A 22,284-nucleotide genomic window follows, 5' to 3' on the forward strand; every position below is an offset into this window, starting at 1 on the left:
TACAATGTCGTTACTCATTGAAGATTTTCCACCCTTGCCATTTGGGGTGAAAAACGGGGTAGGAGGTGTTATCGGCAACACACTCTATGCTGGTTTAGGGAGCGCAGGGAAGCGCCTATTTTTCTATGATTTAGATTGCCCTGAACATGGCTGGCAAAGCGCGGCAGAGTTTCGTGGAGTGGCTCGAAATGATGCGGCTTACACAGTGAGTAATGACAGACTGTATGTTTTCTCTGGAGCGGGATGTTTAAGTGCCGAACAGCCGCCTGTGGTGCTTGATGATGGTTATGTCTATGACCCGAAAATCGATAAATGGGACAAACTGACCACCCAAACACCAGTGGGCTTCTTAGGCGCTTCAGTATGCGAGTTAGAGCCGGGTCGGTTGGTGTTTTTCGGTGGTTACTGTAAAGAGACATTTGATACGTTTCTCGCGGCAATTTCACAGGTTGATCCTAAGACTGAACCAGAAAAACATCGCGCTATGCTAACGGAATTTATGTCTCGCCCGATTGAAGCTTACGGGTGGAATCAAGATGTCTGGCAGTTTGAGACCATTCAGCAGAAATGGTCGCTCGTCGCAGGCAATATTTTTCCAGCGAACTGTGGTGCCGGGATCGTGCGTCAGGGTAACTGCATTACGCTTATTGAAGGTGAAGTTAAACCCGGGCTTAGAAGCTTAGAGACCAAGCGATTTAAGTTTCAATCACCACATAGCCTTAGCTCGACAAAATTGCCTTCAATACAGCAAGTCGCTAACAATCATGAAGGCTTAGCAGGTCACTTCTGTGGCACGGTGAATAACCAGATTATTGCAGCCGGTGGGGCGTTTTTCATCGGCAGTCAACGAAATTTCCTGAAAGGGCAGTGGTACAGCCATCAAGGATTGACCAAACACTACAACAATCAAGTATGGCGATTCGATGGCAATAAGTGGCACCAAGCGACCTCAATACCAGAAGGTGTTGCTTATGGCGTGTCGATTTCAACCAGCAATAAAATGTACATATTAGGAGGTGAAGGAAGTAAAGGACAAGCTCTATCAAGTTGTTACGCACTAACTTGGCGATAAGTTACCTCCCCCTATAGATAACGCTTTCGCCACAAAGAATAGTCAAAGACCAAACGATTCTCCTCTGCATCATATTCCAATGGTGTAGAGGCTTTTTACACCCTTTATTTGTCTTTGGCTTGCAGGTCGAACACCAAATAGTAAGAGGACATTCAGTGATGGAACAGTTTAAAAAGAAGGGATTAGTGGCGTGTGGACTATTGACTCTTGGGATGCTAGTAGCCCCGATGAGCGCACATGCCGTTGCACCTAATTTACGAGATGTTGTGGTATTTAAAGGTGGTGAAGGCGGCAGTAGCCACTATCGCATCCCTTCAATCGTGGTTGCTCAAGATGGGTCTTTAGTTGCTTTTGCCGAAGGACGAGCTTCCAATAAAGATCCTGGCAGTGGTTATCCTACGAGCATCAAAAGTCGTCGCTCTACAGACAATGGCGTCACGTGGAGTGATTATACCGTTATCCATGAAGTGGCTAATGAAGCCTATTCGGACCCTCGCCCATTTGTTGATAAGACGACTGGGAGAATGTTTGTTTTCTACACTAAGTGGGATAACAACTGTGCCCAAAACGGAAATTGTGTTCCGTTTGATGACCCTAAACACAAATTGTTTTATCGAACCAGTGATGACAACGGACAGACATGGTCCGCAGCAATTGATGTGTTAGATCAAGTGAAAGATGTCAATTGGATGGCAAATGGGACCAACAGTATTGATGGACGTGCAACTTGGTCTGCGACACCGTCACAAGCCCAGATCGATCAAGCGAATAGTGATGGTTGGAGTTTGAGTTGGAATTCCCGTGTTGCAGATGGTTCTTGTAACGTGCAGTACTACGGTAATGGCAGTAAACGTTTCTTAGCCGACCTTCAGGTCAATGCTGATAAATCAGTAAAAGCCGTGTTGTACTCTGACGGTGCCAATCTTGAGTTTCCAATGGACTTCGATATCTCCGCCTACCACGATTATAAAATTGTCGGTCAAGGTAGCACGGCGAGTTTCTATGTCGATGGAACTCTCGTAGCGACAAATTGGTCTGGTCAAAGCCATTCTAGTAAAACAGTGACCTGGGGGAATGGATGTTCATCGACCAAAGGTGCCTCTGCTTATCACACGATAGATTTTTCCATTGCAGACAATCAGCAGTTCTATTTTGATGCGAGCTTAATGGAGCGAGTCAACGGAACCATTATTAAACACCCTGCTGAACAAGGCTGGACGAAAACCAGTGCACGAAATGGTCGTGGTGATCCGGGGTGGAAGAGCATCAATGCTGGCCCAGGTCAGGGTATTCAGTTAACCAATGGGCGATTGATTTTTCCTGCAATTATATTGGATGCGTTTACTCAGTTGTCGGTCGTGTCTATTTACAGTGATGATCATGGCGTGACTTGGCACGCTGGGAATCAAACACCAACGTATGCGCTTGAGCCAAGTGAAGCAGATATGGTTGAGCTTAATGACGGTAGGCTTTTGATGTCTGCTCGCAATGATGGAGTAACGGGCACTGGTAATTTTAACCGTTATCACTTTGTGAGTTCAGACCGAGGTGTTAACTGGACGATGATTGAAGAAGAGCGTTACTCGACAAATGGTGCGTTGTTCTTCAAGTTAGATCAAGTGGATATTGGTTTACTGCGCTACGGAGATAGTCGCGTCTTAATGTCAGGCCCTCAAGGAAATTCAGCCGTGAGTTCAGACCGAAATGATCTGGCGCTTTGGAGTGCGGTAGATGATGGTGCTGGCAACTATAACTTTACTCAGAGAACTCAGTTTAGAGATGGCTATAGTGCCTATTCCGATCTGATTCAGCTTCAAGACAAAGGGGCTTCAGGAAACGAAGATATTGGTGTGATTTATGAAGCGACATCCAGCACTGAGATTCGTTTTATGGTGATTGATATCGACAGTGTGAACTAAACGAAAAGGGAAGTGACGAATCACTTCCCTTTTACAATTAGGCTCTAAAGGTATTGAGCACGACTTGGTTACGTCCGAGGCCTTTAGCTTGATACAACGCTTTATCTGCTCGGCCAATGGTTGTGTGCTGACTGTCTTGGGCTGAGGTGATCCCAATACTTACCGTGTATCTCACGTCAACTTCTTCATAGCTCAGTTCGGTTTGATCGACCATCTGTCTAAACAACTCGCATTGTTCGTAGGCGTCGTTTTCATCATTAGCATAAAACAACATGCAAAACTCTTCCCCACCATACCTAGCTAAGCTGATTGCACCTGGCTTAGGGAAGCACTTTTTCATTAACTCCGCCGTGTGGAGAATGACGTGGTCACCGCATTGATGTCCGTGGATGTCATTAATGCGTTTAAAGTGATCAATATCGAGTATGGCTAGGTATATCCCTTCTTTATCCAAGTTTGAATCAATTTTTTCACGGATAGTCAGCTTGTTATCTAGGTGAGTCATTACATCTTTACTGCGCAGTTTTTTGTGTAGCAATAGATTAGATAAAGCAACTTCAGAGTAATCTCGTATCATCCTCAAAATGCTGCGATAGGTCGGCAGCGTCGCTTTCATATAGATTACGGCGATTAAGCTTTCTTTATCGAACAGCGGGATAGTGTAGTGTCTTGAGTTCACTTTTAGTTTTTTGGCCAGTGGGTCAGCGTAACGTTTTCCAGTATAGCTTAGAGAGCTTGGTGAAAATCGTTTAGCCAGATCTTTATCTTTAAGAACAACATGACTATTCCCATGGTAGTCGATGGTACTAAAGTAACCATAGTCTGAATCATAGAAGCAAAGTTGAATGCCGTTGTGGTGGCAGAAACGATCTAGGATGGCGCGTAAATGGTGTTTAAACTCAGGGAGATCATCTTTATTGTTTAGGTCGGCAAGTGATTGATTAAGTTGGTATGTGAGATAGTTAAATACCATCGCGAGCAACAATAGGGACGCGATTACAATCGCAGTGAGTGAAAACTGATAAGAGCTTGCCAAAATATCAGAGCGGTCAGTACCTGAAATAAATACCCAATGATATGGGTTGTCAGCGTCAAAGACCGAAACCTTATATTGATCTTTGTAGTAATACTCATGTTTGCCAAATCTTAAACCATTGGTGATCATTTCACTGATCCCAGCAAGGTAACTGACGGATGGAGTACCAATGCGCGCAGGATCAGGATGGAACACCAATCGGCCTGTCGTACTATCGACGACAAAAACATAGCCGTTAGATAGCGTTCTTAGGCCGCGTAAACTCTGCGTTGTGTATTTCAGATCAAACTCTATCCAAATCTCGTTAAGGTTGCTCTGTATATATCGCACTGCAAACACCCATTGGTCGGGTAGCTTTTCGTAAATAGAAGAGACTGTAAACTGGGGAGTCACTTTGCTGAGTGGGCTCCAGATAATACCTGGGCTTCGCTCTGACAGGGTAGAGTTCAGCTGAATTGAGCGGTATTGCCCTGTTTCTCGGTTTACGGTGATGATATCTGTGTAGGCCGGAGAGTGTTTTAGAATACGTTTAGCGGTTGAATCGAAGTCACTAAGAGAGAAGGAATCATCAAGCAAATGAAGTTTACTGGTTGCAGCTTCTACCTGAGAAGAAATCAAATGAGAAGCCGTTTTAAGATTGGAAAAGGATTGCTGATAGGCACTTTTCTCTGACTGATTGAGCTGATGATACGCCGCGTAAATCATCCCTATAACAAGAAGAATGATGTACGGTCTGAGCGTTCTAATAAGTAGTTTTGGTAACGCCATTTATGCCAACTGATTGATACGGGGATATATAGTAATTATGTCCGGTATACTAAATGGATTTTACAAGCACATCAATGCATATTAATCCAGTCTATAGCTGTTAAATGTTATAGAAGTGAGCGACATGTCACCATGCCGCTAAAAAATATTTACTATTTTGCGTGAAAGATCGCAATAGATGCAGGGGCTACAAGGACTTGCTTGTGATCAATCGATTGATGGAGCTCATGGGAGTCTGTGTTACAAATCATGGTCCAGTCTGATTGCTTATTCTTTGGTAAGGTAAATCGAGCGGGCGCATTCGTTTGGTTTATGCAGTAAAACAGCTCTTCTCCTTCTTCACCAATACCTAGGTGCAGAGCCACTGAACTTAGTCTATTCCAATCGTCATGCTCCATATAAGAGCCATCAAGTCTACGCCAATAGATTCGGTTGTCGTTTCGTTTCTCACCGCTGAACGCGCGAATGAATGGCACCATGTAAGTCTGCCTTGCGGCAATCATGTCTGCGAGCCAAACTCTGAAGCAATCTTTTCGCTTATCCATGTGCCAGTCCAACCAACTGAGTTCGTTGTCTTGGCAGTAAGCATTGTTGTTACCACGTTGAGTATGAGATAAGACATCTGCAGTCAGAATATGAGGAATACCGAACGCGAAGAGTAAACTTGCCATAAAGTTACGTTTCTGTTTTTCGCGTTTTTCAATGATGGAAGGATTTTCACTACTCCCTTCAAAGCCATAGTTATCGGAACGGTTATCTCCGTGCCCATCTCGATTGTGCTCTCCGTTAGCTTCGTTATGTTTGTGCTTATAGGAGACGAGGTCTTGCATACAAAACCCATCGTGATAAGTAATGTAGTTGACGGTTAACTTATAAGGCCAATTTGCAGCACTGTAGAGATCGCGAGATCCCATGAGTCGGGTTGCAAACTCTTTTAAAAATCCGTGATCCCCTCGCCAAAAGCTGCGTGTAATATCTCGCAGCCTATCGTTACATTCGTTCCAACCAAAAGGAAAGTTGCCGACTTGATAACCGTTAGGGCCAATATCCCATGGTTCAGCGATCAATTTTACCTGCTGTAATACAGGGTCTTGAGCAACGGCTTTAAAGAACCCTGCTTCTTGGCTGAAATGATCACCGTGACGGCCTAATGTGGCGGCGAGATCGAAGCGGAATCCATCAATTTGATATTCGTTAACCCAATAGCGCAGAGTATCCATAACCAAGTTAAGGCTCGGCTGATATGAGAGGTCGACTGTATTTCCACACCCAGTGTAGTTTGCGTAATGCTCACCGTGTTTTAGGTAATAGCGTTTATCTAACCCTTTTAAGTTAAAAAGTGGGCCGTCTGATCCACCTTCCGCTGTGTGGTTGTAAACGACGTCTAGAATGACCTCAATACCATTTCGGTGCAGTTCTCTAATCGCTGTTTTGAGCTCGAAAACGGCATCTTTTTCTGCATATCTTGGATCTGGCACCATAAACAAATATGGGTTGTAGCCCCAATAATTAACCTTCTCCATCTTCAAAAGATGAGGCTCGTGCATGCAAGCCGCAACAGGCAAGAGTTGTAAAGTATTAATGTTTTGTTGCTTATAAAACTCAAGCATCGCATCACTGACAAGTCCAAGGTAGCGGCCTTGGTTTTCAAATGGGACGTCAGGATGTAGTTTTGATAGCCCTTTAACATGGGTTTCAAACAGCACCATCTCTTCTCTCGGGCGTTGAGGGCGTGTTACCCCTTGCCAGTCAAAGCTATCATCGACAACGACACAGCGTGCAAGGTCAAAGCTTTTTTCTGAATTAAAAGGCAAAGAATAATGAAGAGGTTTAGCGATCGCTTTAGCGTAAGGGTCTGAGATTAAATGAGGCTTACCTTTGGACTCTATAATATATGCGTATTGAGCCCCAGCTTGAATATCTGGAACAAACGTAAATTTTATTCCTGCGTATTCTCCTTCAAGTGGGTAAGTAGAAAACTCACCAGTTTTGTCGAAAATAGCTAATTGAATTTTTTTTGCATCAGGCGCATAGATCGAAAAATTACACCCTTGCTGATTGGGTGTGGCACCTAATGGGTATGGAAGAGCGCACTGCATGGTCATTACTTACAAATATTGTGTTCTATATAGCGAAACTTAAGTAAATAGTGTTGTTAGAGTTTGGTCAAGCGCCTTAGATAAAAATTGTAAATGTAATTTTATTTCAAATTTATTGCACAATTAATTCAATTAGTGAGCGAGTTGGCATTTTGTTCTAAGAAATGTTTCTGATCTGTTTTATCCTCCTCCTAGAATGTGTGATTTAGCGCACCAATATATCATTTGGTTATTTTTCTCCTCCTTTCTCATCCCCCCAAAATTAATTTTTCTTGGATGAAGTCGTACTTCTACTCCCCTTGTAATCTAGCCGCAGTTGAAACAAATGAGGACAAGGTTTCATTTGAAGCTAAGTCCTATCTTACCTCTCTTTTTAATAGCCACCTGTTCTGCCTTTCAGGATGTATCGATAAGAGAGCGAAAAGAATAATAAACCCTAAATGGAGTTAAAAATGAAAAAAGTAAGCGTGTTAGCTGCTGCAGTGGCAACTGCCTTGACATCGGGATATGTATTGGCTGAAACAGATGTTGCATTAGATGTAACAGCTGGCGAATCGACAATGGAAGTTGAAGTAGCAAACCCAACAGAAGTAATTGCTGACGGTTGGGAAGTTCATGGTTACATGTCTGCAAACTTCCGCATGAAAGATGGTGAAACTATCGACTCGGAATTCGGTAAACCTGATTACCATAGCGCAGGCACTTCTGGTCAAAGCACTAACCAAGTTGAGTTTACTATTAAGAAACATACAGAGCACAACAATGGTGTTTGGTCTGACTTTGTAGTTCGCTCTGAATTTGGTAACGGCAACTCATTTGCTTATTCTTCAGAGGGTAGCCAAAAATCAAACGATAAAGCACAGTTTGAAATCAAAGAAGCGTATGTAGAGCTGGGCGGAATTTCATTCCTTGGTGAAGACACTTCTATCTGGAGTGGTCACAGATACTTTAACCGTTCAGCAGGTCTGCTTTCTGGCGAATTTTGGAACCAGTCATCGGGTCTAGGTGCAGGTTTCCAAACGAAGCTTGGCGGTAACACAGCTGGTTTCGCAGTGATTGCAGCAGACACGAATGATGACATCAATAATGGTGTTAATAGTGATCGTGAAACGAACGTTGCGTACAACGCCTACTACCACGGTGTTCAAGCTCTTGGTGGTAGCTTTAACTTAGACGTTAAGTACATCACTCGTGCGAACAAAACGGATCCAGCAGCAGACAATGGTGTTGGCGCAGCAATTACGTATAACCGCGACTACTACGGCTTTGATGGTTGGAGCCAAACAGGTATTGCTTACGGTTACGGCGCAGCAGCAAACCGCGGTGTGAATTTCGGTGCGTGGAGCGGTGACAACGGCTTTAGCGATGATTCAAACAGCATCTTCCTAACATCTTACGGTGTTGCGAATGTGTCTGACTCTTGGCAGCTAGGTACAGAAGTAACAGCCTTCATCACTAACGAAATGTTCGGTCAAGAAGATTTGACTCGTATCCTTGTTGCAGCACGTCCTTCTTACAAGATCAACGACAACCTACGTTTTGAAATGACAGGTAGTATCTCTAAAGAGAAGATTGCTGATGGTGCAGCATGGGGTCGTCAAGACGACAACACATACTACATGCTAGAAGCAGCACTTCCTGTAACTGTTAACGCAGACTACTTCGGTCGTCCACAGATTAAGCCTTACGTAACTTACTACAACACTGAAGAAGAAAGTGCTGGTGGTATTGGCTTAGGCGGCACTGATGGTAAAGAAGTTATTGTCGGTATCCACACAGAAATCTGGTTCTAAGCCAGATAAACTGCAAGGCAGCCAATTGGCTGCCTTTTGTCATTTTAATAAAACAACCTTTAGTGAGAGATAATGATGAACAATAAACACTCTTTTTTAGCCGTTGTGCTAGGTGCTTTGCTAGCGGGTTGTGCTTCGAATACCCCGATTGATAAACAAGTGGCTGCGCCAACCAATGCTGAAGTTTGCTGCAGTGACTACTCTAAGTTTCCATTCGCTCAACTGGGCGATAAAGAATCGCTTTCATTCGAGATTGATCCTTCTTCCCCAGTAGGACGATTTGCTGAAGGCAACAGTTATTTTGAAGCGTTCCGTTTTAGTGAACGCTCTGGACAAGTTCAGGTGACGGTATCGAGTTTGATGATTGATGACTCGGTCTTTTCACCTCAAGTCCAACTTCTAGACCGCAGTTTCAACGTTGTGAAAACGTTGACTTTAGATGATTTCCAAGTGTTAGCGTCAAATGCATTTACCCGCACTCGCTATGTCGCTAAATTCCGAGCTAACGCTGAGAAAACGCCTTATTTTGTTATCTATACGCCAGCCGACACCTTGGGTAAAAGCGTCAAAATTGACCACCCAGCAAAGGTTCGTGCGCAAGAATTTGGTGAAGTCATGCCGATGGTGACTGACCCTGTCTACACCTACCAATTGGGAGGGGACATTGAGCTAGAGGTGGAAACACTGAAGCTGCGTCCATTCCGCGCAGCCGCGGAGAGCGGCGCTGTTGTGACCACGGAAAAGACAGTTACAAAACCGGTGATTCAAGCGCAGCCAGATACGCAAAGTTACTACTATAGCGCGATTGAAACTGCTGTAGCTAAGGGTGACATCCCGAAAGCATTAAGCCTACTTGATGAAGCGAAAGCGTTGAACATTACAGGCGCGCAAGAAGTGTTCGTTAAGGCAGTCAACGCGAAATAAACTGTTTTTTACTCTGGTAATGAAAAAGAGCTCCTACTTAGGAGCTCTTTGTTTATGGACTACTTACAAATTAGACGGTGTCCTTATCAATTTGTAGTTGTTGCTTTTGGCGTTTACCAAGCAGATAGTCATGCTCTTCTAGAGCAGGGTACGATTTAGTCCATTCAGGAGTTGCGAAAGTAAGGTTTGTCAAAGCAGGGTAAATCCGTGCGGGTGAACGCGTCTCTGTTATATGAGATGGCGAAACACGGCAATGACCCGTTGCAAACTCGATTACGATCTCAATTGGCTGCGTTAAATCACTTTTAACAGAAATGACTTTATCTTCGTGGGTGAGCTCTATTTTTAGCTGGATATACGCTGACGCCAACTTGGGGGTAATTACGTACTTTGCTGATTCTGAATCACGCTTGAACTCTAATCTTAAGGCATTTTCCCTAGCGAATGGCAATTGGGCGACAAAGTCGGTCCACTGAGGCGGGATCTTAGGAGTGAGGGAAATCTGGTTATTGATCAGCTCAGGTTTAAAGCCCAGGTAGTCTTGTTGCGCGTTACGTGCAAACTCTGACACCGACCAAGCTTGAGCGTAAGTGCCTGTTTGGACCAAACGTTCCATATCATTTTGGAATGCGTCGAGGTTTTCACTCATTGTGCCACGGTGACCTTGGTAGAGTATCTGACAAGCCAAGTTTTTAGACAATTGATACGCGAACTCTTGTTGATCAAACTGCGTGAGCGCAGAGACGGTAAAGCCTGCATTCCAGCCCCAAATAGTACCATTGTGATAAGCCGCGTCTTTGTGGTACTCGGTACGATTGTCATGGTAAGGGTGAAACTCGGGGTGATTCTGGTCGAGAGAACAAATACCCCAAGGGAAGAGTAAGTTATCGACACAGTTTTTCACTATGTATTGGCCAACCCTTGGTTCAATTAAGTCGTGGCTTTGTGGAATCGTTAACGTCATTAATTGATTTGGGCGGAGACTATAGTCGGCGCGCTCATTGGCTTCTAATCGATCTGCTAGCAGTAAATGTGGTTCATCCCAGAATTTAAGTATAAAGCTACGTTTAGCTTGTAATGCTAACTGAGAGACATGATTTTCAAACGCTTTATCACCATTAAGCATTGCCAGTTGCTGTGCGACATTGAGGCTCTCGTACCATAATGCCTGAATATCATTTGCTTTTGGTCCACGAGGTGACCAAGGCAACTGGCCATTGATTTTAGCGTCCATCCAAGTATCAGGGTGTCTATGACAAATTAGTCCATCGTCATCAAGGTAATTTGCTTCAATACCTTCGATAAAGCGTTGTACTACAGGGTAGATGCTGCTTGCAAAGGCTAAGTCTCCACTGTAATTGATATACTCAAGGATCTCTCTAACCATCCATGGTGTGCCGTCCGTGGTGTTATAGATGATATTGGTCTTACTGGTAACTCGGTTCGGGATTCGTCCATAGTTGACGGATTGTTTATCTTGCATTTGCATGGTAGAAAAGTTGTCGATGATCGACTTAGCTTCGCTAAATTCGCCATTAATCAAACTTGTACCTGAAAGTGCGATAAACGTATCTCTACCCCAGCAATCTTTAAACCAAGGCAGCCCTGCCCATATCCCTGTGCCAAACTCGTGGCTAACAAATACTCGGCTAGACAGACGTGCCCACATCAATGCGCGGTTGTACTCGAGGTCATTAGTCCATAGATAATTGCGGGTTAGAAATTCGTAGGTTTTAATTTTGTGTAGCTGTAGCGCGTTATCGACTGCGGCTTGGCGGGCTAGTTCCAATGCATTCTCTTTATCGTGTTCAAAGCAAATGTAAGCGGTCAATTCTTGGCTCGGTTGGCAGCTAGTCACCATCAGATGACAATTCTCTGGTGAAAGAAAAAGTGTATCTTCGAGTTCAGGATATTGGTCGAAGGTCACCTCTTCTAATAAGACTGGCTGATTGGCGCTGATGGCGATATAACTCGGGCAACCCTCCGGGCAATGTGTTGGTTCCACGCAGAGCAGTAGAACGTCATTATGGTACTCGACGGTAACGTCGTTAGTGCCAAGGTTGAGTTCTGGTAACAAGCCTAGGTAACGGCCCTTATCTGACGTGACGGACAGTGAAACAATGCGCTTTTGGTTGTGCACGCAAAGTAGGTCGGTTGAGTCGTCAAATAGGTGCTCAATACCATAGGGCATTAATCGAGCGCAATTGGCTTCGCTCTTGTCATTGAGCTTTCCATCGACCCATGAGCTAAATCCGCCTAAGTACCACCCTTGATGGTGACGATAACGGCCAGAACCAACGAAGCAGTGGGTTTGGCCTTCGTAGTACCCATCGACGTTATCACCAAATACGAATGGGAAACTGTTTGAGCTTTCAATGGCTAGAGTTTGGAACAAAATCTCCGGCTCTAACGCCCAGTCAACAGCATTTATTGGTGAGGTTTCTGAAAGGTTGCCGTTTAGCTGGCTGCGAATAAAGTTTCTTGAAGGTTTGGGCTTAGTAGTATTAACGCCAGATTCAATGGTTAGGCGTGGAGTGGCCCCAGAAATATCAAGCAACAAGGTAAAACGTCCCGTTTTGTTCGGGGTAAAGGTTAAATCGTTACCAATACCTTGAGTGGTGAGAAGTACGGTCTGTTCGTTTAATGGGAGCTCGGTCGTTTCCGTTTTATGACCTGAAAATGTCCACTGTTCAGTGCCATCCATGTCGGTAATTTTGAACTGATGTTGATCAGCAGAAAAAACAACGTTTGCAGAGTAAAGCGTGGATGATTGTTTGCAAAAAGGCGTATCTAACCCCCAACCATTAAACGTTCCTTTTAGGTATAGGGCGGGTACATTTTTCATATATTGGGTCTCTCGATTTTTGAGCGGGCAATAGATAAATAGCGAGCTTAACGGTTCGAATAAGTGTGGTACTAATGCCGTGAGAAAAGGTTAATTTTTGTGATTGTTACTAAAGGTAATTTTAGTCTTGGTGAGGAGAGGATGAAAATTGATTAGATCTTTATTGGTATAGTAAAAAGCTATACCACAATGATTTTATTGTTAGGTGAGTATGACCAGTTGAGAGTCGAATTAAGAGGCTGTTTTTGGGTGGTATCTGTTGCTATCTTCTAGAACACGAAAAGAAAAGGGAGGCGATATGCCTCCCTTGAATTAGGTTAAAACAAATTTAGATTTGCGATTACTTTTTCACGATACTTACCGCTTTTGTCAAAATATCAAAAGTGACCTGGTAGGTAGCCGTTTCAGTTGGTGTAAAGGTGATGTTACCGTCACCCGCGATAGGTAGTGAACCCTCGGCTACTACTATGTCTGCCGAGCCGTGCTCGCATTGCCCCCAGTCTCCACAGGTGAACTTAAATTCTGCTGTTTGGCCCGCGGTTAGCTCAGCTGTGTCAAATGAGAAAGTATGATTATCTCCAGCTTTCATTTTTTGAGCGTCATCATGGCCCCAATTGCCTGAAATCGAACCAGGGATATACCACTCTTTTCCAACGTAACTTTCGACAAACTCAGCATCTAACACAACAGGTTTATCCGAGTTAGAAGCATCAAGCGTTAACTCATACATGCCTAGTTCAGTAAACTCTAGCACACAGTTGTCGCTGCCTGAGTCACCACAGCCCCATGTCGTATCCCAGTTCCCAGCAGTGAATTTGTACTCTGTTGCTTTTGATAAACCGATTTTGGCCTTGTATAACCCCTCATTCGCATAGCTCGCTTTTGTTGTATGGCTCCAGCCATTGAACTCTCCAGCAACGTGTACCGATTTAAATGGTGGCAAGTCTGATGCTTTTTCACTGACAGGTAGACCCAGGCCACGAGCTTCACCGCGAGGTTGATTAAACACAGCGACTGACCAAGCAGGTACATTAAACTGACCTTCGGAGAATGTTGCCCCGTTGGCAATGCCATTTGTACCATGCCCTAGCTCGAAGCCAGTTAGGTCAATCTCTTTACCTTCGTGATCGAAGAACCCATTAATAGTTTGAGCATTTGGGTTAGCGTTGATAATCACCACAACTGAGTCAAGGTTTTCATCCAAATCAGTTGCTTGCGTTGAACCGTTATCAATCGTCATTACGATCAAGCCAGGCGTTTGGTGTTTGCCCGTATTACGGAAGTCGACACGGTCAATGATTGCTTGAGCACTCGGAAGTGTCATTAGAGGAGTCGACTTTCTAAGTTTGAGCATCTCTTTGTAGTTTTCAAACATAGCGTCGATATCTGATGGTGTCGCCTTAGAGTTGACATCAAGTACCGCTCGAGTGATCTGATCGTAGTTGCTCAGATCTTTATCTTTTGTCGGTAAGCCTTTATTCCAGTTGTGCTCTTGACGAGTAAAGTCTACAACGTTGTACCAATCACCATAATCGTACGAGTCGCGCTGCATTGATTTAGAACGCAACAACTCGCCACCCATATGATTAAACGGCATCGCTTGACCGAGCAATACGGTTGCGATACCGACTGTTTGCATCTTCATGCGGTCTGATGATGTTGTATTTTCAGGCACTTTGTACATGTTGATGTCCCAAAACGTTTGATTGTCATGTTTAGACACGTAGTTTTGGATTTCCCACGGTTGCTCTGCGTAGCCCGCAGCTTGACCGTTATAGTCAACATCTTGGCCAAGTAGGGTGGTGCCCTTGTGGTCGATCAGTTTAAAGTGTTTAAGGTTACCTGCCATACCAAGGCGTGTCAGATCTGCTTGCTCCAAAGCGCGGTTTAATTCGGCATCAGTTACCGAGCCGTCAGACTCTTGATTCATTTCATTTGGTAACACACCCGCACCAGTGGCAAAACCTTTTGTTTTACGCAGCGCATCACCACTGTCAAATGGGCTACCGCCCCGCACGGCATCACGCAGGCGATCTGAGAATGAGCCGATGCCCGTACCGCCGAGGTTAGGTTGCGTTGCTTGAATAAAACGTTTGTTGTTTTGGACTTCACCAAAGTTCCAACCTTCACCGTAGAAGTATACTTCTGGATTTGCTTCGCGGGCTGCATTTAGCGTCGTTTGGATTTGCGCTAATGGGTGATGCCCCATTAGATCCCAACGGAAGGCGTCAATCTTGTAGGCTTCAACCCAAGTTTTAACTGAATCGTCGATAAGCTTTGCGAACATCGCGTGCTCTGGTGCGGTATTTTCACAGCAGGTGGATGTTTCGACGTTCCCCGTGTCTGGAACCAAACGGTGATAGTATAGAGGCACTACTTTATCGAGGACTGACTTATCATTCAGGCCTGAGGCATTGGTGTGATTGTAGACCACATCAACCACAACGTTCATGCCGATGTCTTGTTTAACAGATTGTACCATCTGGCGGAACTCAAGAATTCGTTGGCTGCCTTCTGCATCTGTCGCGTATGAGCCTTCAGGAACTGTGTAGTGGAATGGGTCATAGCCCCAGTTGTAGCTGTCAACTGAACGAACATAGTCGTTGAGGTCTTGAACTCGCGGTGTCTCTTTGCTGTCATCAGGTAATATCGTTTCAAATACCTCTGCGATAGTTTGATCGCCACCACAATAACCATTGAACTCCGGATCAGATTTGACGGCAGGGTTTAGCTCACAAAGCTTGCTAAATGGCTGGTCAATATTGGCGACTTTTTCTGGATCTTCATTGATCGTAGCAATATCAAACACTGGCATTAAATGCAGGTGTGTCATGCCCGCTTCACTAAGCTCTTTGAGATGATCAACAGGAGCTGTGCCATTTTCTGTAAACGCCAGGTACTTGCCTCGATTTTCAGCCAGGGTACTCGCGTCTAGAGCTGAAAAGTCGCGTACGTGAGATTCATAGATGACCATATCAGATAGGCTACCGTCACTTTCCAGTTGGGAATGTGGCGCTGATAGAGCATCCCAGCCTGCTGGTTTTAGCTCATCTGAATCCAAATCAATGGCTTGGCTATAAATAGAGTTCATAGACAAACTGACCGAGTAAGGATCCGTCACCTCATATTCAGCGGCTTCTTGGCTTCGTGGCTGGAAGACTTTCATCGCGTAGCGGTAGTACTTTCCGTCGACGGTGTCTTTTTCTAGCTCTACGCTCCAGCTTCCAGATTCTTTGTCTTCAATAAGATCATGAGTGTCAGAGACGGTTTTGTCTGCGTTGTACACCACCAGTTTGACATCTTGTGCGGTAGGAGCCCAAAGGCGGAATGTCACTCCGTTATCACCATAGATTGGACCATACTCTAGCTCAGTGGCCTCTTCGGCAAAAACAGCATCGAGTGCACCAGCATATTGGACGGCGGTTGAAGCACGGAGCTCTCCGTAGTTTTCACCTTGTACGCTATTGGACGCTAAGGCAATAAGGCTGGATTTCAGCAGGTCATTCAGAGCGATGCTTGGTAGTTCAAACGCTGGGTAATTAGCTAGATGAGGGAACTTAGCTTTTTGTTTTTCACTTAGCTTCGTCTCTTTAAGCTTAATGGACGAACCACTCACGACGCCATTATCATCGACTTGGTAATGGCCGTCGGCTGAGAACATAAGTTGAACTAGATCGGCGTTGGTGGCTGCGTTCCAAACCAAGGTTTCGTCATCAAGCAAAATTGCTCCAACCGTATCAATGGAGAACTCACTTGAAGGACCGTCCAATGTATATGCTTCATTTCGGCTTGTATATGAGCGAGTTTTACCTGGCATGTAAGTAACGGAAGGGTTATTAGCTTTACCTGAAATATCGACCTTTAAATCCGCGTTAATGGCTTTATCTTTGTTACCATTTCGAATAATTACGTTGAAACATTGCGTCGCATCGTCTGTTACGGGGATGTACCAAACCGGGCCAAACTCGTCGGCATCGTCAGGGGTGATGGATACGTCATCCCAGCCATCGTTGAAGCCACTCGGGTCTCCTGCGTTACAATCAGCATTATTCCATAAGTGCAGGTTAAATTTTCCGTAACCTTCTTTATCTGTACCTTCCTCTTTGTAATCACCGAGTGGATCGTAGAACTGAATGGCAAACTTGCCGTCTTGAGGTTGAGCAAGTTCAGTGGGCGCCGGTACTTCTTTAAGCTTAACGTCTGTGCCAGATTGGTCGAAGCCAATACTGGTTAAGTAAGTTTCAGTACGTGAACCTTCAATCACTTGCCCGCTAGAGGTGACACCCAAGTTTTGGTTATTTGCATCCAAGGTAATAGAAACAACGGTATTATCTCCTTGAGAGATAGAACACTTTCCTAGTGTACTGGTCTTAGGTAGCACCCAGTATGGGCCGAACTTATCCGAACCATTAGCCGCGTATAACTCCTCGCCACAAGCTAACTTCCAGTCGCTGCTAGCCGACAGGGTACGTGTCGCGTGTTCTGTTGAACTATCAATATAGCTAATCAATAACTCATCGTCAGCGACATTGGGCTCTGTTGGCATGTCGGTAGGTGATACCACAATTTTATCGTCACGATTGTCGGTGACCGGAGCTGTAGTGCTACTGCTATTATCATTGCACGCGATAAGCATGCTTGCGGATAATAAAGGTATGACCGCTTTCGCTAACGGAGACAGTTTAAAGGTGTTCATTATTTTTGTTTCCATACGTAGGTTATTGGACGATGAAAATCATAAAGTTAGGCTGGGTCAGCACGTTGTGAGTTGAATAAGTAAAGTTAATTTCGTTGAAGAAATAATCGATGCTTTATATGGACATCACGTTGTGTAGGGGAAGCAACTCAATGTAGCGAGTGATGGATCACATCCGTATGGGATATGGAGTAGTGACAAAGGCTGAGACGAATCAATTTATGGCGGAGTTAGGGAGGAGCTCTCAGCCTAAAGTGTGTGATGTAGGTAAGGGTACAAATCAACGGATAATTTTTGCAAAAAATAATGTAGCGGACCGTCTTCGAACAGTGGCGCGTTCATTACAAAGTGATGGAAGGGTAAATAATGAGCAATAGATCCGGTTTTGGATCCATGAGCCGTTCCATTGTCGTTGTATTAGATTAAAATCATGCGCTTATGTGTCACGTTCAGGGAAGAGACTATGTATTCGGTTAAGCTGGGAGAGGAATCGATTTCTCCATCAAAGGTACTTTGTATTGGGCGCAACTACCTAGAGCATATTCATGAGTTGGATAACGCCATCCCTGACGAAATGGTGGTGTTTAACAAGCCTTCTACCGCGGTGACAACGGTTTTGAACGCATTTCATCAAGAGCGTCTGCACTATGAAGCCGAAATCTGTTTTCTGATTAAGGATGGCAAATATCAAGCGGTCGGCTTAGGGCTGGATCTCACCAAGCGCGCTTTACAAAGTCAGTTAAAGAGCAAGGGGCTGCCATGGGAGCGCGCCAAAGCGTTTAACGGCTCTGCGGTTTTTAGCCGCTTCATACCTGTCGCTGGATTAGATATTGAATCACTAGAGATTGAACTGTTTATCAATTGCGTGCGAGTGCAAAAGGGTGATGTCTCTCAGATGATTTACTCACCGCGAGTCATCTTAAATGAGCTTAAATCCTATACCACCCTGTGTGATGGGGATATCGTCATGACGGGCACGCCGAAAGGGGTGGGAGAGGTTCACAGTGGTGATGTATTTCTTGCTCGCTTGAAGTCCAATGACACAATTCTAATTGAGATTGAGTGGGTGGCTCAGTAAAGACTTTACACTCACCTAAGGTAAAGGTTTAACCTCTGATTGTTTCTACAATCAGAGGTTTTTTATGAGTTGTTGCAATCAACCGCCTAAAGGTGGCACTTCGAAACTTGGTCTGCTGGTTAAGGTGACGTTAATAATGGCTCTCTCGCTATTTGTTATCGCAGCATTATTTGGCTAAAGCAGCTTAAGCATCAAGAAAAGCACCATACTGACAATTGTTGTAAGCAACACGTTACCTGTTTTCCAGGCAATCGCCGCTGCAACAACCGCACCGATCAAGTAAGGGTTGTCTACGGCAATCCAAAGCTCTTGCTCTGGCATAAACACAATGGGAGCCCAAATTGCAGTGAGTACAGCAGGGCTAGAGTAGCTGAGAAGTCTTTGAGCTTGCGGGTTTAGCTTGAGAGGCAGTTTAGGCTCGACAAACAAATAACGACTGGTAAAGACGAGCAGAGTCATCGCTAAAATAGACAGCATCACCATTTTCTACCTCCTTTAAGTGTTTCAGAAAAATAGCCCGCTAACATGCCGCCGATACTTGCAATCATTAGTCCCGACTCAATGTTTAGATAGCTACAAAGTACGGAAAGGGTTAAAGATACAACCACGGCAATGAACACGGGAGAGCTTTTAATATTAGGAATGACAATCGCAATAAAGGTCGCCGCTACCGCGAATTCCAACCCTAGCTCGTTCATGGATGGTATGTAACTGCCTGCGACAATTCCGATCAATGTGGCTAAGTTCCAGCAAAGATAGAAACTCAATCCGGCACCCAAAGCGTACCAGCGGTTAAACTGTTTGTCGGATTGTTGTCCGCAAATAGCAAATAGCTCGTCAGTCAATAAAAAGCCCAATGCCAATCGCCATTTTAATGGTAATGGACTGATCTTCGAGCGCATTGATACGCTGTAAAGTAGGTGCCTTGATGTGATAAAGAAGGTCGCTAAAAGCATGGTCGCGAGAGAAGCGCCCGCTTTTAACATTCCTGTTGCAACCAGCTGTGCTGAGCCGGCGAATAAGATTGCGGATAGTGCTTGGCTTTCCCAAAAGTTCAACCCAGCTTCGATGGCGAAAGAGCCTGCTAATAAACCCCATGGGATCACCGCAACACTTAGCGGCACCATAGCGAGTGTACCTTGGAGAAAGAGTTTACCCTTGGTCGGGTGTTCTACTGAAGTCAAACTGATGCTACTCATATTTCTTTGTGGTCCGTAGACCATGCCTTATGGAATCGAGCGTTTATTACGTCATAGGTTGAAGTGATAAACTTGTACAAAATTGCTCGTTATATACCTTTTACAAATTGTTTTGGCGTGACACCTAAAGCTCGTTTGAAGTGACGATGTAAATGGCTTTGATCGTGAAAGCCACACTCCTGCGCAACTTCGGAGATTTTTACACCTTGTCGCAACAAATGCTTCGCGACTCTTAGCCGTGCTTGAATTTGATAAGCGTGTGGCGGTAGGCCAAATTCCTGTTGAAAGCTTCTTGCTAGGTAGTACGGGCTAAGCCCGGCTAGTTGGGAGAGATCTTCTAGGCTTACGTCTGCTTGAGGAAAATCATCCAAGAACTCTTTGACCAGTAGCAACTGTCTCTGATTTTTGGTCTTTGGCTCCCAACTTGCGCGAGTTTTACTGTGTTTACTCGCCAGTTTCACTAAGGTGCCATATACCAAGGTTTCTCTGAGCAGGCGATTGTCTGACTGTGCTAACGTAGCAAACACAAGCCTTAATTGTTGGGCAAGCTCGGGATCGTAAACGACGGGCTCAGGAAAGTAGGGAATAGATGATGCTGGGTTAAGCCCTTCAGTCATTTGTGCAAACTGCTTTGGAAGTGGATACATCGCTTTGTATTCCCAGCCGCCTTCTGTAGCGGTTTGACCGTTGTGAACTTCGTCAGCATTGACCAGAATGATACTGTCTTGAGGCGCAATATGGTTGCCACCAGTGCGGTAAAAGCGCTGAGCGCCTTTCTCTATTACCCCAATGGTGTAACCTTCATGACTGTGGCGAGAAAAGTTTTGATTCGTATACTTAGCGTCGAGCAGTTCAAGCCCACCAAGCTCATTGGCTAGGTGAAATCGCGCTGACTCTTTTCCTTTTTGCTGCGACATTTATCATCCCTATTTACACCTCAGTTGCTATTCTAGCCTATCGACAAACTGAGTTTTTGTACAAAATTGCTTTTTCGATAGATATTTAACGGTGATGCTGAGGACGACCCCAATGAATAGCCACTCAAAAGTGAACTGAGCCATACTAAGAAAACGGACAATGTATGGTTCCATTGTTGATATGCCCATGTAGAGCAGAAGCTGTGGGCCACTTTTAGTAAGAACAAGTAATGCGGTTGTTGTTTTTAGAAACAGTGAGAGAAGGCTGCCAGCTTTCATTGAGGCGATTATGTAGCATATAAAGAATGAGGCGATCATTGGCTCGATGAAAGTGAAAGATGCTATGACATCGACTATGACAGGGTATGGCATTGATAATATACCCTGCTCAGAAGGTGGAGTCAGAAACGGGAGAATATAATCAGGTATTTTACCAAATAGGGGTTCTAAAATGGAAATCGTTAGCATAGCCAGGAAGACCACTGCTATTTTTTTGATGTAAGTGAGCTCCATCCTGTGTGTGAACAGCCTTTGTATCGTGACGCCTCCTATCGCTATGCTAAAACATGTTAGTAATTGTGGTAAGTAACTATGTACCCAGAGGAAAAGATACTTTTGATCGACAGTATATCCAGCAGTTAAAGGCAGTCTTATAAACAACTCTTGTAATGCTGCTAATACGACAAAGGTTACTATAATGTGTTTTACGTAATTGAGAGATGACCTCCATTGCTGAATGCAATGGCTTAACCAGACGACACCCAACACTTGAATTATAAGCGTCGATACATGGACCCATTGCTCGGGTTGCCATTGTGGGAAAGGAACACCGTGTCGGGCCATTTGAATGTGAATATTTACAGCGATGGCTCCTGTAAACAGAAGGTATAAACCAAGGAATATTTTGGTAGATAGATGTTTCATCATAATTACCGAATGATGGTGAGTTTAAAATGTCGTAATTGGTTGTGAAATCTACTCAATTAGTCGCGTCATTTTTACTCCTGGCTAGAAAAGGGGCAACTAAGCTAAGGTAAGCGTCTTTAATGTGGCTTTCCTTTGTGCATCAGCTAGTTATTGCTTCTTTAAGGCTAGTTTGGCGTTAAGCTGTAGTGCGACTCTAATTTGGCTACTTTAGTAACTTAGTTTTAAGTTTTAGCCTAAGGCAGTCTCAAGTTGTGGATTGTTTAATTATATCGGTATAAAATCCCGCGCTTTGCTGCTTTTGTAATACTAAAATAATGATAGATTTTTCTGTGCTACCGGTTTATCTCACCGCTGTAGTTGCACTTTTATTGCTTCCCGGTCCGGATATGTTACTGATTGCCAGCTCAAGTATGAGTTATGGACGTAAAGTCGGTATTTTTGCCAGCTTAGGTAACGCAACATCAGGAATCATCCTTACCCTGCTCGCTGCACTTGGGGTTTCGGCGCTTATTGCCATGAGCCCGATGGCACTCAAAGCACTGCATTTGCTTGGTGGGGCATATCTATTGAAAATGGGCTGGGATTGTTTAAGGGCAAGCGCCGCTGAAGCGCCTGAGCTCGCTGGCGAGCGAAAAATGGCGACAACCTTTTACCAAAGAGCCCTTGTAAGTAACCTACTTAACCCAAAAGCTTTAGTGTTTTTTGTTATGTTTCTCCCTCAATTTGTGTCAAGCAACATTGCTGCGACATCTGGGGAGCAAATGTTAGCGCTGGGCTTATTACTAAATGTACTGGGCTTGGCTTTTAACTTGCTTTTGGTGGCTTTGGTAGGAACACTGGGTAAACCGCTATTGGAAAACGCAAAGTTCCGCACATATCAGCATAAATTTATGGGTGCGATCTTTGTTGTTCTAGCAATTTGGATGTTAAGCTCATTTGCGAGCTCGTGATCAATAACACCTGAGTATTAAGGTCAGCAACAGCTGGCCTTTTTTGTTTTCAAAGGAAGAA

At 44.5% G+C, this 22,284-nt stretch carries 14 protein-coding genes; 6 read left to right on the forward strand and 8 right to left on the reverse strand.

What is annotated here, in order from left to right; translation table 11 throughout:
- Positions 1 to 4 precede the first annotated feature (4 nt).
- Both AC4MRV_RS01925 and AC4MRV_RS01930 read left to right on the forward strand, forming a co-directional pair.
- Entirely contained in the window at positions 5 to 1,072 is a 1,068-nt protein-coding gene (locus tag AC4MRV_RS01925; protein ID WP_491185723.1) for a YjhT family mutarotase, read from the forward strand.
- A gap of 158 nt (positions 1,073 to 1,230) precedes the next feature.
- On the forward strand, positions 1,231 to 2,991 hold the full coding sequence (locus tag AC4MRV_RS01930) for an exo-alpha-sialidase (RefSeq protein ID WP_491185724.1): 1,761 nt from the start codon (positions 1,231 to 1,233) through the stop codon (positions 2,989 to 2,991).
- A gap of 37 nt (positions 2,992 to 3,028) precedes the next feature.
- Here AC4MRV_RS01930 and AC4MRV_RS01935 read toward each other — a convergent pair whose 3' ends face one another.
- Positions 3,029 to 4,795, reverse strand: coding sequence for a diguanylate cyclase (locus tag AC4MRV_RS01935; protein ID WP_491185725.1), 1,767 nt, complete (start codon positions 4,793 to 4,795; stop codon positions 3,029 to 3,031).
- 152 nt (positions 4,796 to 4,947) lie between these two features.
- On the reverse strand, positions 4,948 to 6,894 hold the full coding sequence (gene glgX, locus AC4MRV_RS01940; protein WP_491185726.1) for a glycogen debranching protein GlgX: 1,947 nt from the start codon (positions 6,892 to 6,894) through the stop codon (positions 4,948 to 4,950).
- A gap of 452 nt (positions 6,895 to 7,346) precedes the next feature.
- On the opposite strand from glgX, the gene AC4MRV_RS01945 reads away from it, so the two are divergent.
- Positions 7,347 to 8,687 carry a carbohydrate porin gene (locus AC4MRV_RS01945; protein WP_491185727.1) on the forward strand — a complete coding sequence of 447 codons (1,341 nt, stop codon included), beginning with the start codon at positions 7,347 to 7,349 and terminating at the stop codon, positions 8,685 to 8,687.
- 75 nt (positions 8,688 to 8,762) lie between these two features.
- Complete coding sequence (locus AC4MRV_RS01950; RefSeq protein WP_491185800.1) at positions 8,763 to 9,611, forward strand: MalM family protein; 849 nt, start codon at positions 8,763 to 8,765, stop codon at positions 9,609 to 9,611.
- 70 nt (positions 9,612 to 9,681) lie between these two features.
- Here the strand turns inward: AC4MRV_RS01950 and AC4MRV_RS01955 are convergent, their stop codons facing one another.
- Together AC4MRV_RS01955 and pulA are read right to left on the reverse strand one after the other, a co-directional pair.
- The gene (locus AC4MRV_RS01955) at positions 9,682 to 12,456 is read right to left on the reverse strand and encodes an amylo-alpha-1,6-glucosidase (RefSeq protein ID WP_491185728.1); all 2,775 of its coding nucleotides are present in this window, start codon (positions 12,454 to 12,456) and stop codon (positions 9,682 to 9,684) included.
- 340 nt (positions 12,457 to 12,796) lie between these two features.
- Positions 12,797 to 17,152 (reverse strand): pullulanase-type alpha-1,6-glucosidase, encoded by a 4,356-nt coding sequence (gene pulA / locus AC4MRV_RS01960; RefSeq protein WP_491185729.1) that lies wholly within the window; start codon positions 17,150 to 17,152, stop codon positions 12,797 to 12,799.
- A 463-nt stretch (positions 17,153 to 17,615) separates the two neighbouring features.
- Between pulA and AC4MRV_RS01965 the strand changes: the two genes are divergently transcribed.
- Entirely contained in the window at positions 17,616 to 18,230 is a 615-nt protein-coding gene (locus AC4MRV_RS01965; protein WP_491185730.1) for a fumarylacetoacetate hydrolase family protein, read from the forward strand.
- A gap of 174 nt (positions 18,231 to 18,404) precedes the next feature.
- On the opposite strand, the gene AC4MRV_RS01970 is transcribed toward AC4MRV_RS01965, so the two are convergent.
- The 4 genes from AC4MRV_RS01970 to AC4MRV_RS01985 all read right to left on the reverse strand — a co-directional run bounded on the left by AC4MRV_RS01970 (position 18,405) and on the right by AC4MRV_RS01985 (position 21,270).
- On the reverse strand, positions 18,405 to 18,713 hold the full coding sequence (locus tag AC4MRV_RS01970; RefSeq protein WP_491185731.1) for an AzlD domain-containing protein: 309 nt from the start codon (positions 18,711 to 18,713) through the stop codon (positions 18,405 to 18,407).
- Complete coding sequence (locus AC4MRV_RS01975; protein WP_491185732.1) at positions 18,707 to 19,429, reverse strand: AzlC family ABC transporter permease; 723 nt, start codon at positions 19,427 to 19,429, stop codon at positions 18,707 to 18,709. Before AC4MRV_RS01975 ends, AC4MRV_RS01970 begins: the two co-directional genes overlap by 7 nt.
- Before the next feature lie 89 nt (positions 19,430 to 19,518).
- Complete coding sequence (locus AC4MRV_RS01980; protein WP_491185733.1) at positions 19,519 to 20,346, reverse strand: AraC family transcriptional regulator; 828 nt, start codon at positions 20,344 to 20,346, stop codon at positions 19,519 to 19,521.
- A 27-nt stretch (positions 20,347 to 20,373) separates the two neighbouring features.
- On the reverse strand, positions 20,374 to 21,270 hold the full coding sequence (locus AC4MRV_RS01985; protein ID WP_491185734.1) for a hypothetical protein: 897 nt from the start codon (positions 21,268 to 21,270) through the stop codon (positions 20,374 to 20,376).
- 317 nt (positions 21,271 to 21,587) lie between these two features.
- Here AC4MRV_RS01985 and AC4MRV_RS01990 point away from each other — a divergent pair, with 317 nt between their 5' ends.
- Positions 21,588 to 22,223 (forward strand): LysE family translocator, encoded by a 636-nt coding sequence (locus AC4MRV_RS01990; protein WP_491185735.1) that lies wholly within the window; start codon positions 21,588 to 21,590, stop codon positions 22,221 to 22,223.
- Positions 22,224 to 22,284 lie beyond the last annotated feature (61 nt).

It is taken from the genome of Vibrio sp., from assembly GCF_984391705.1.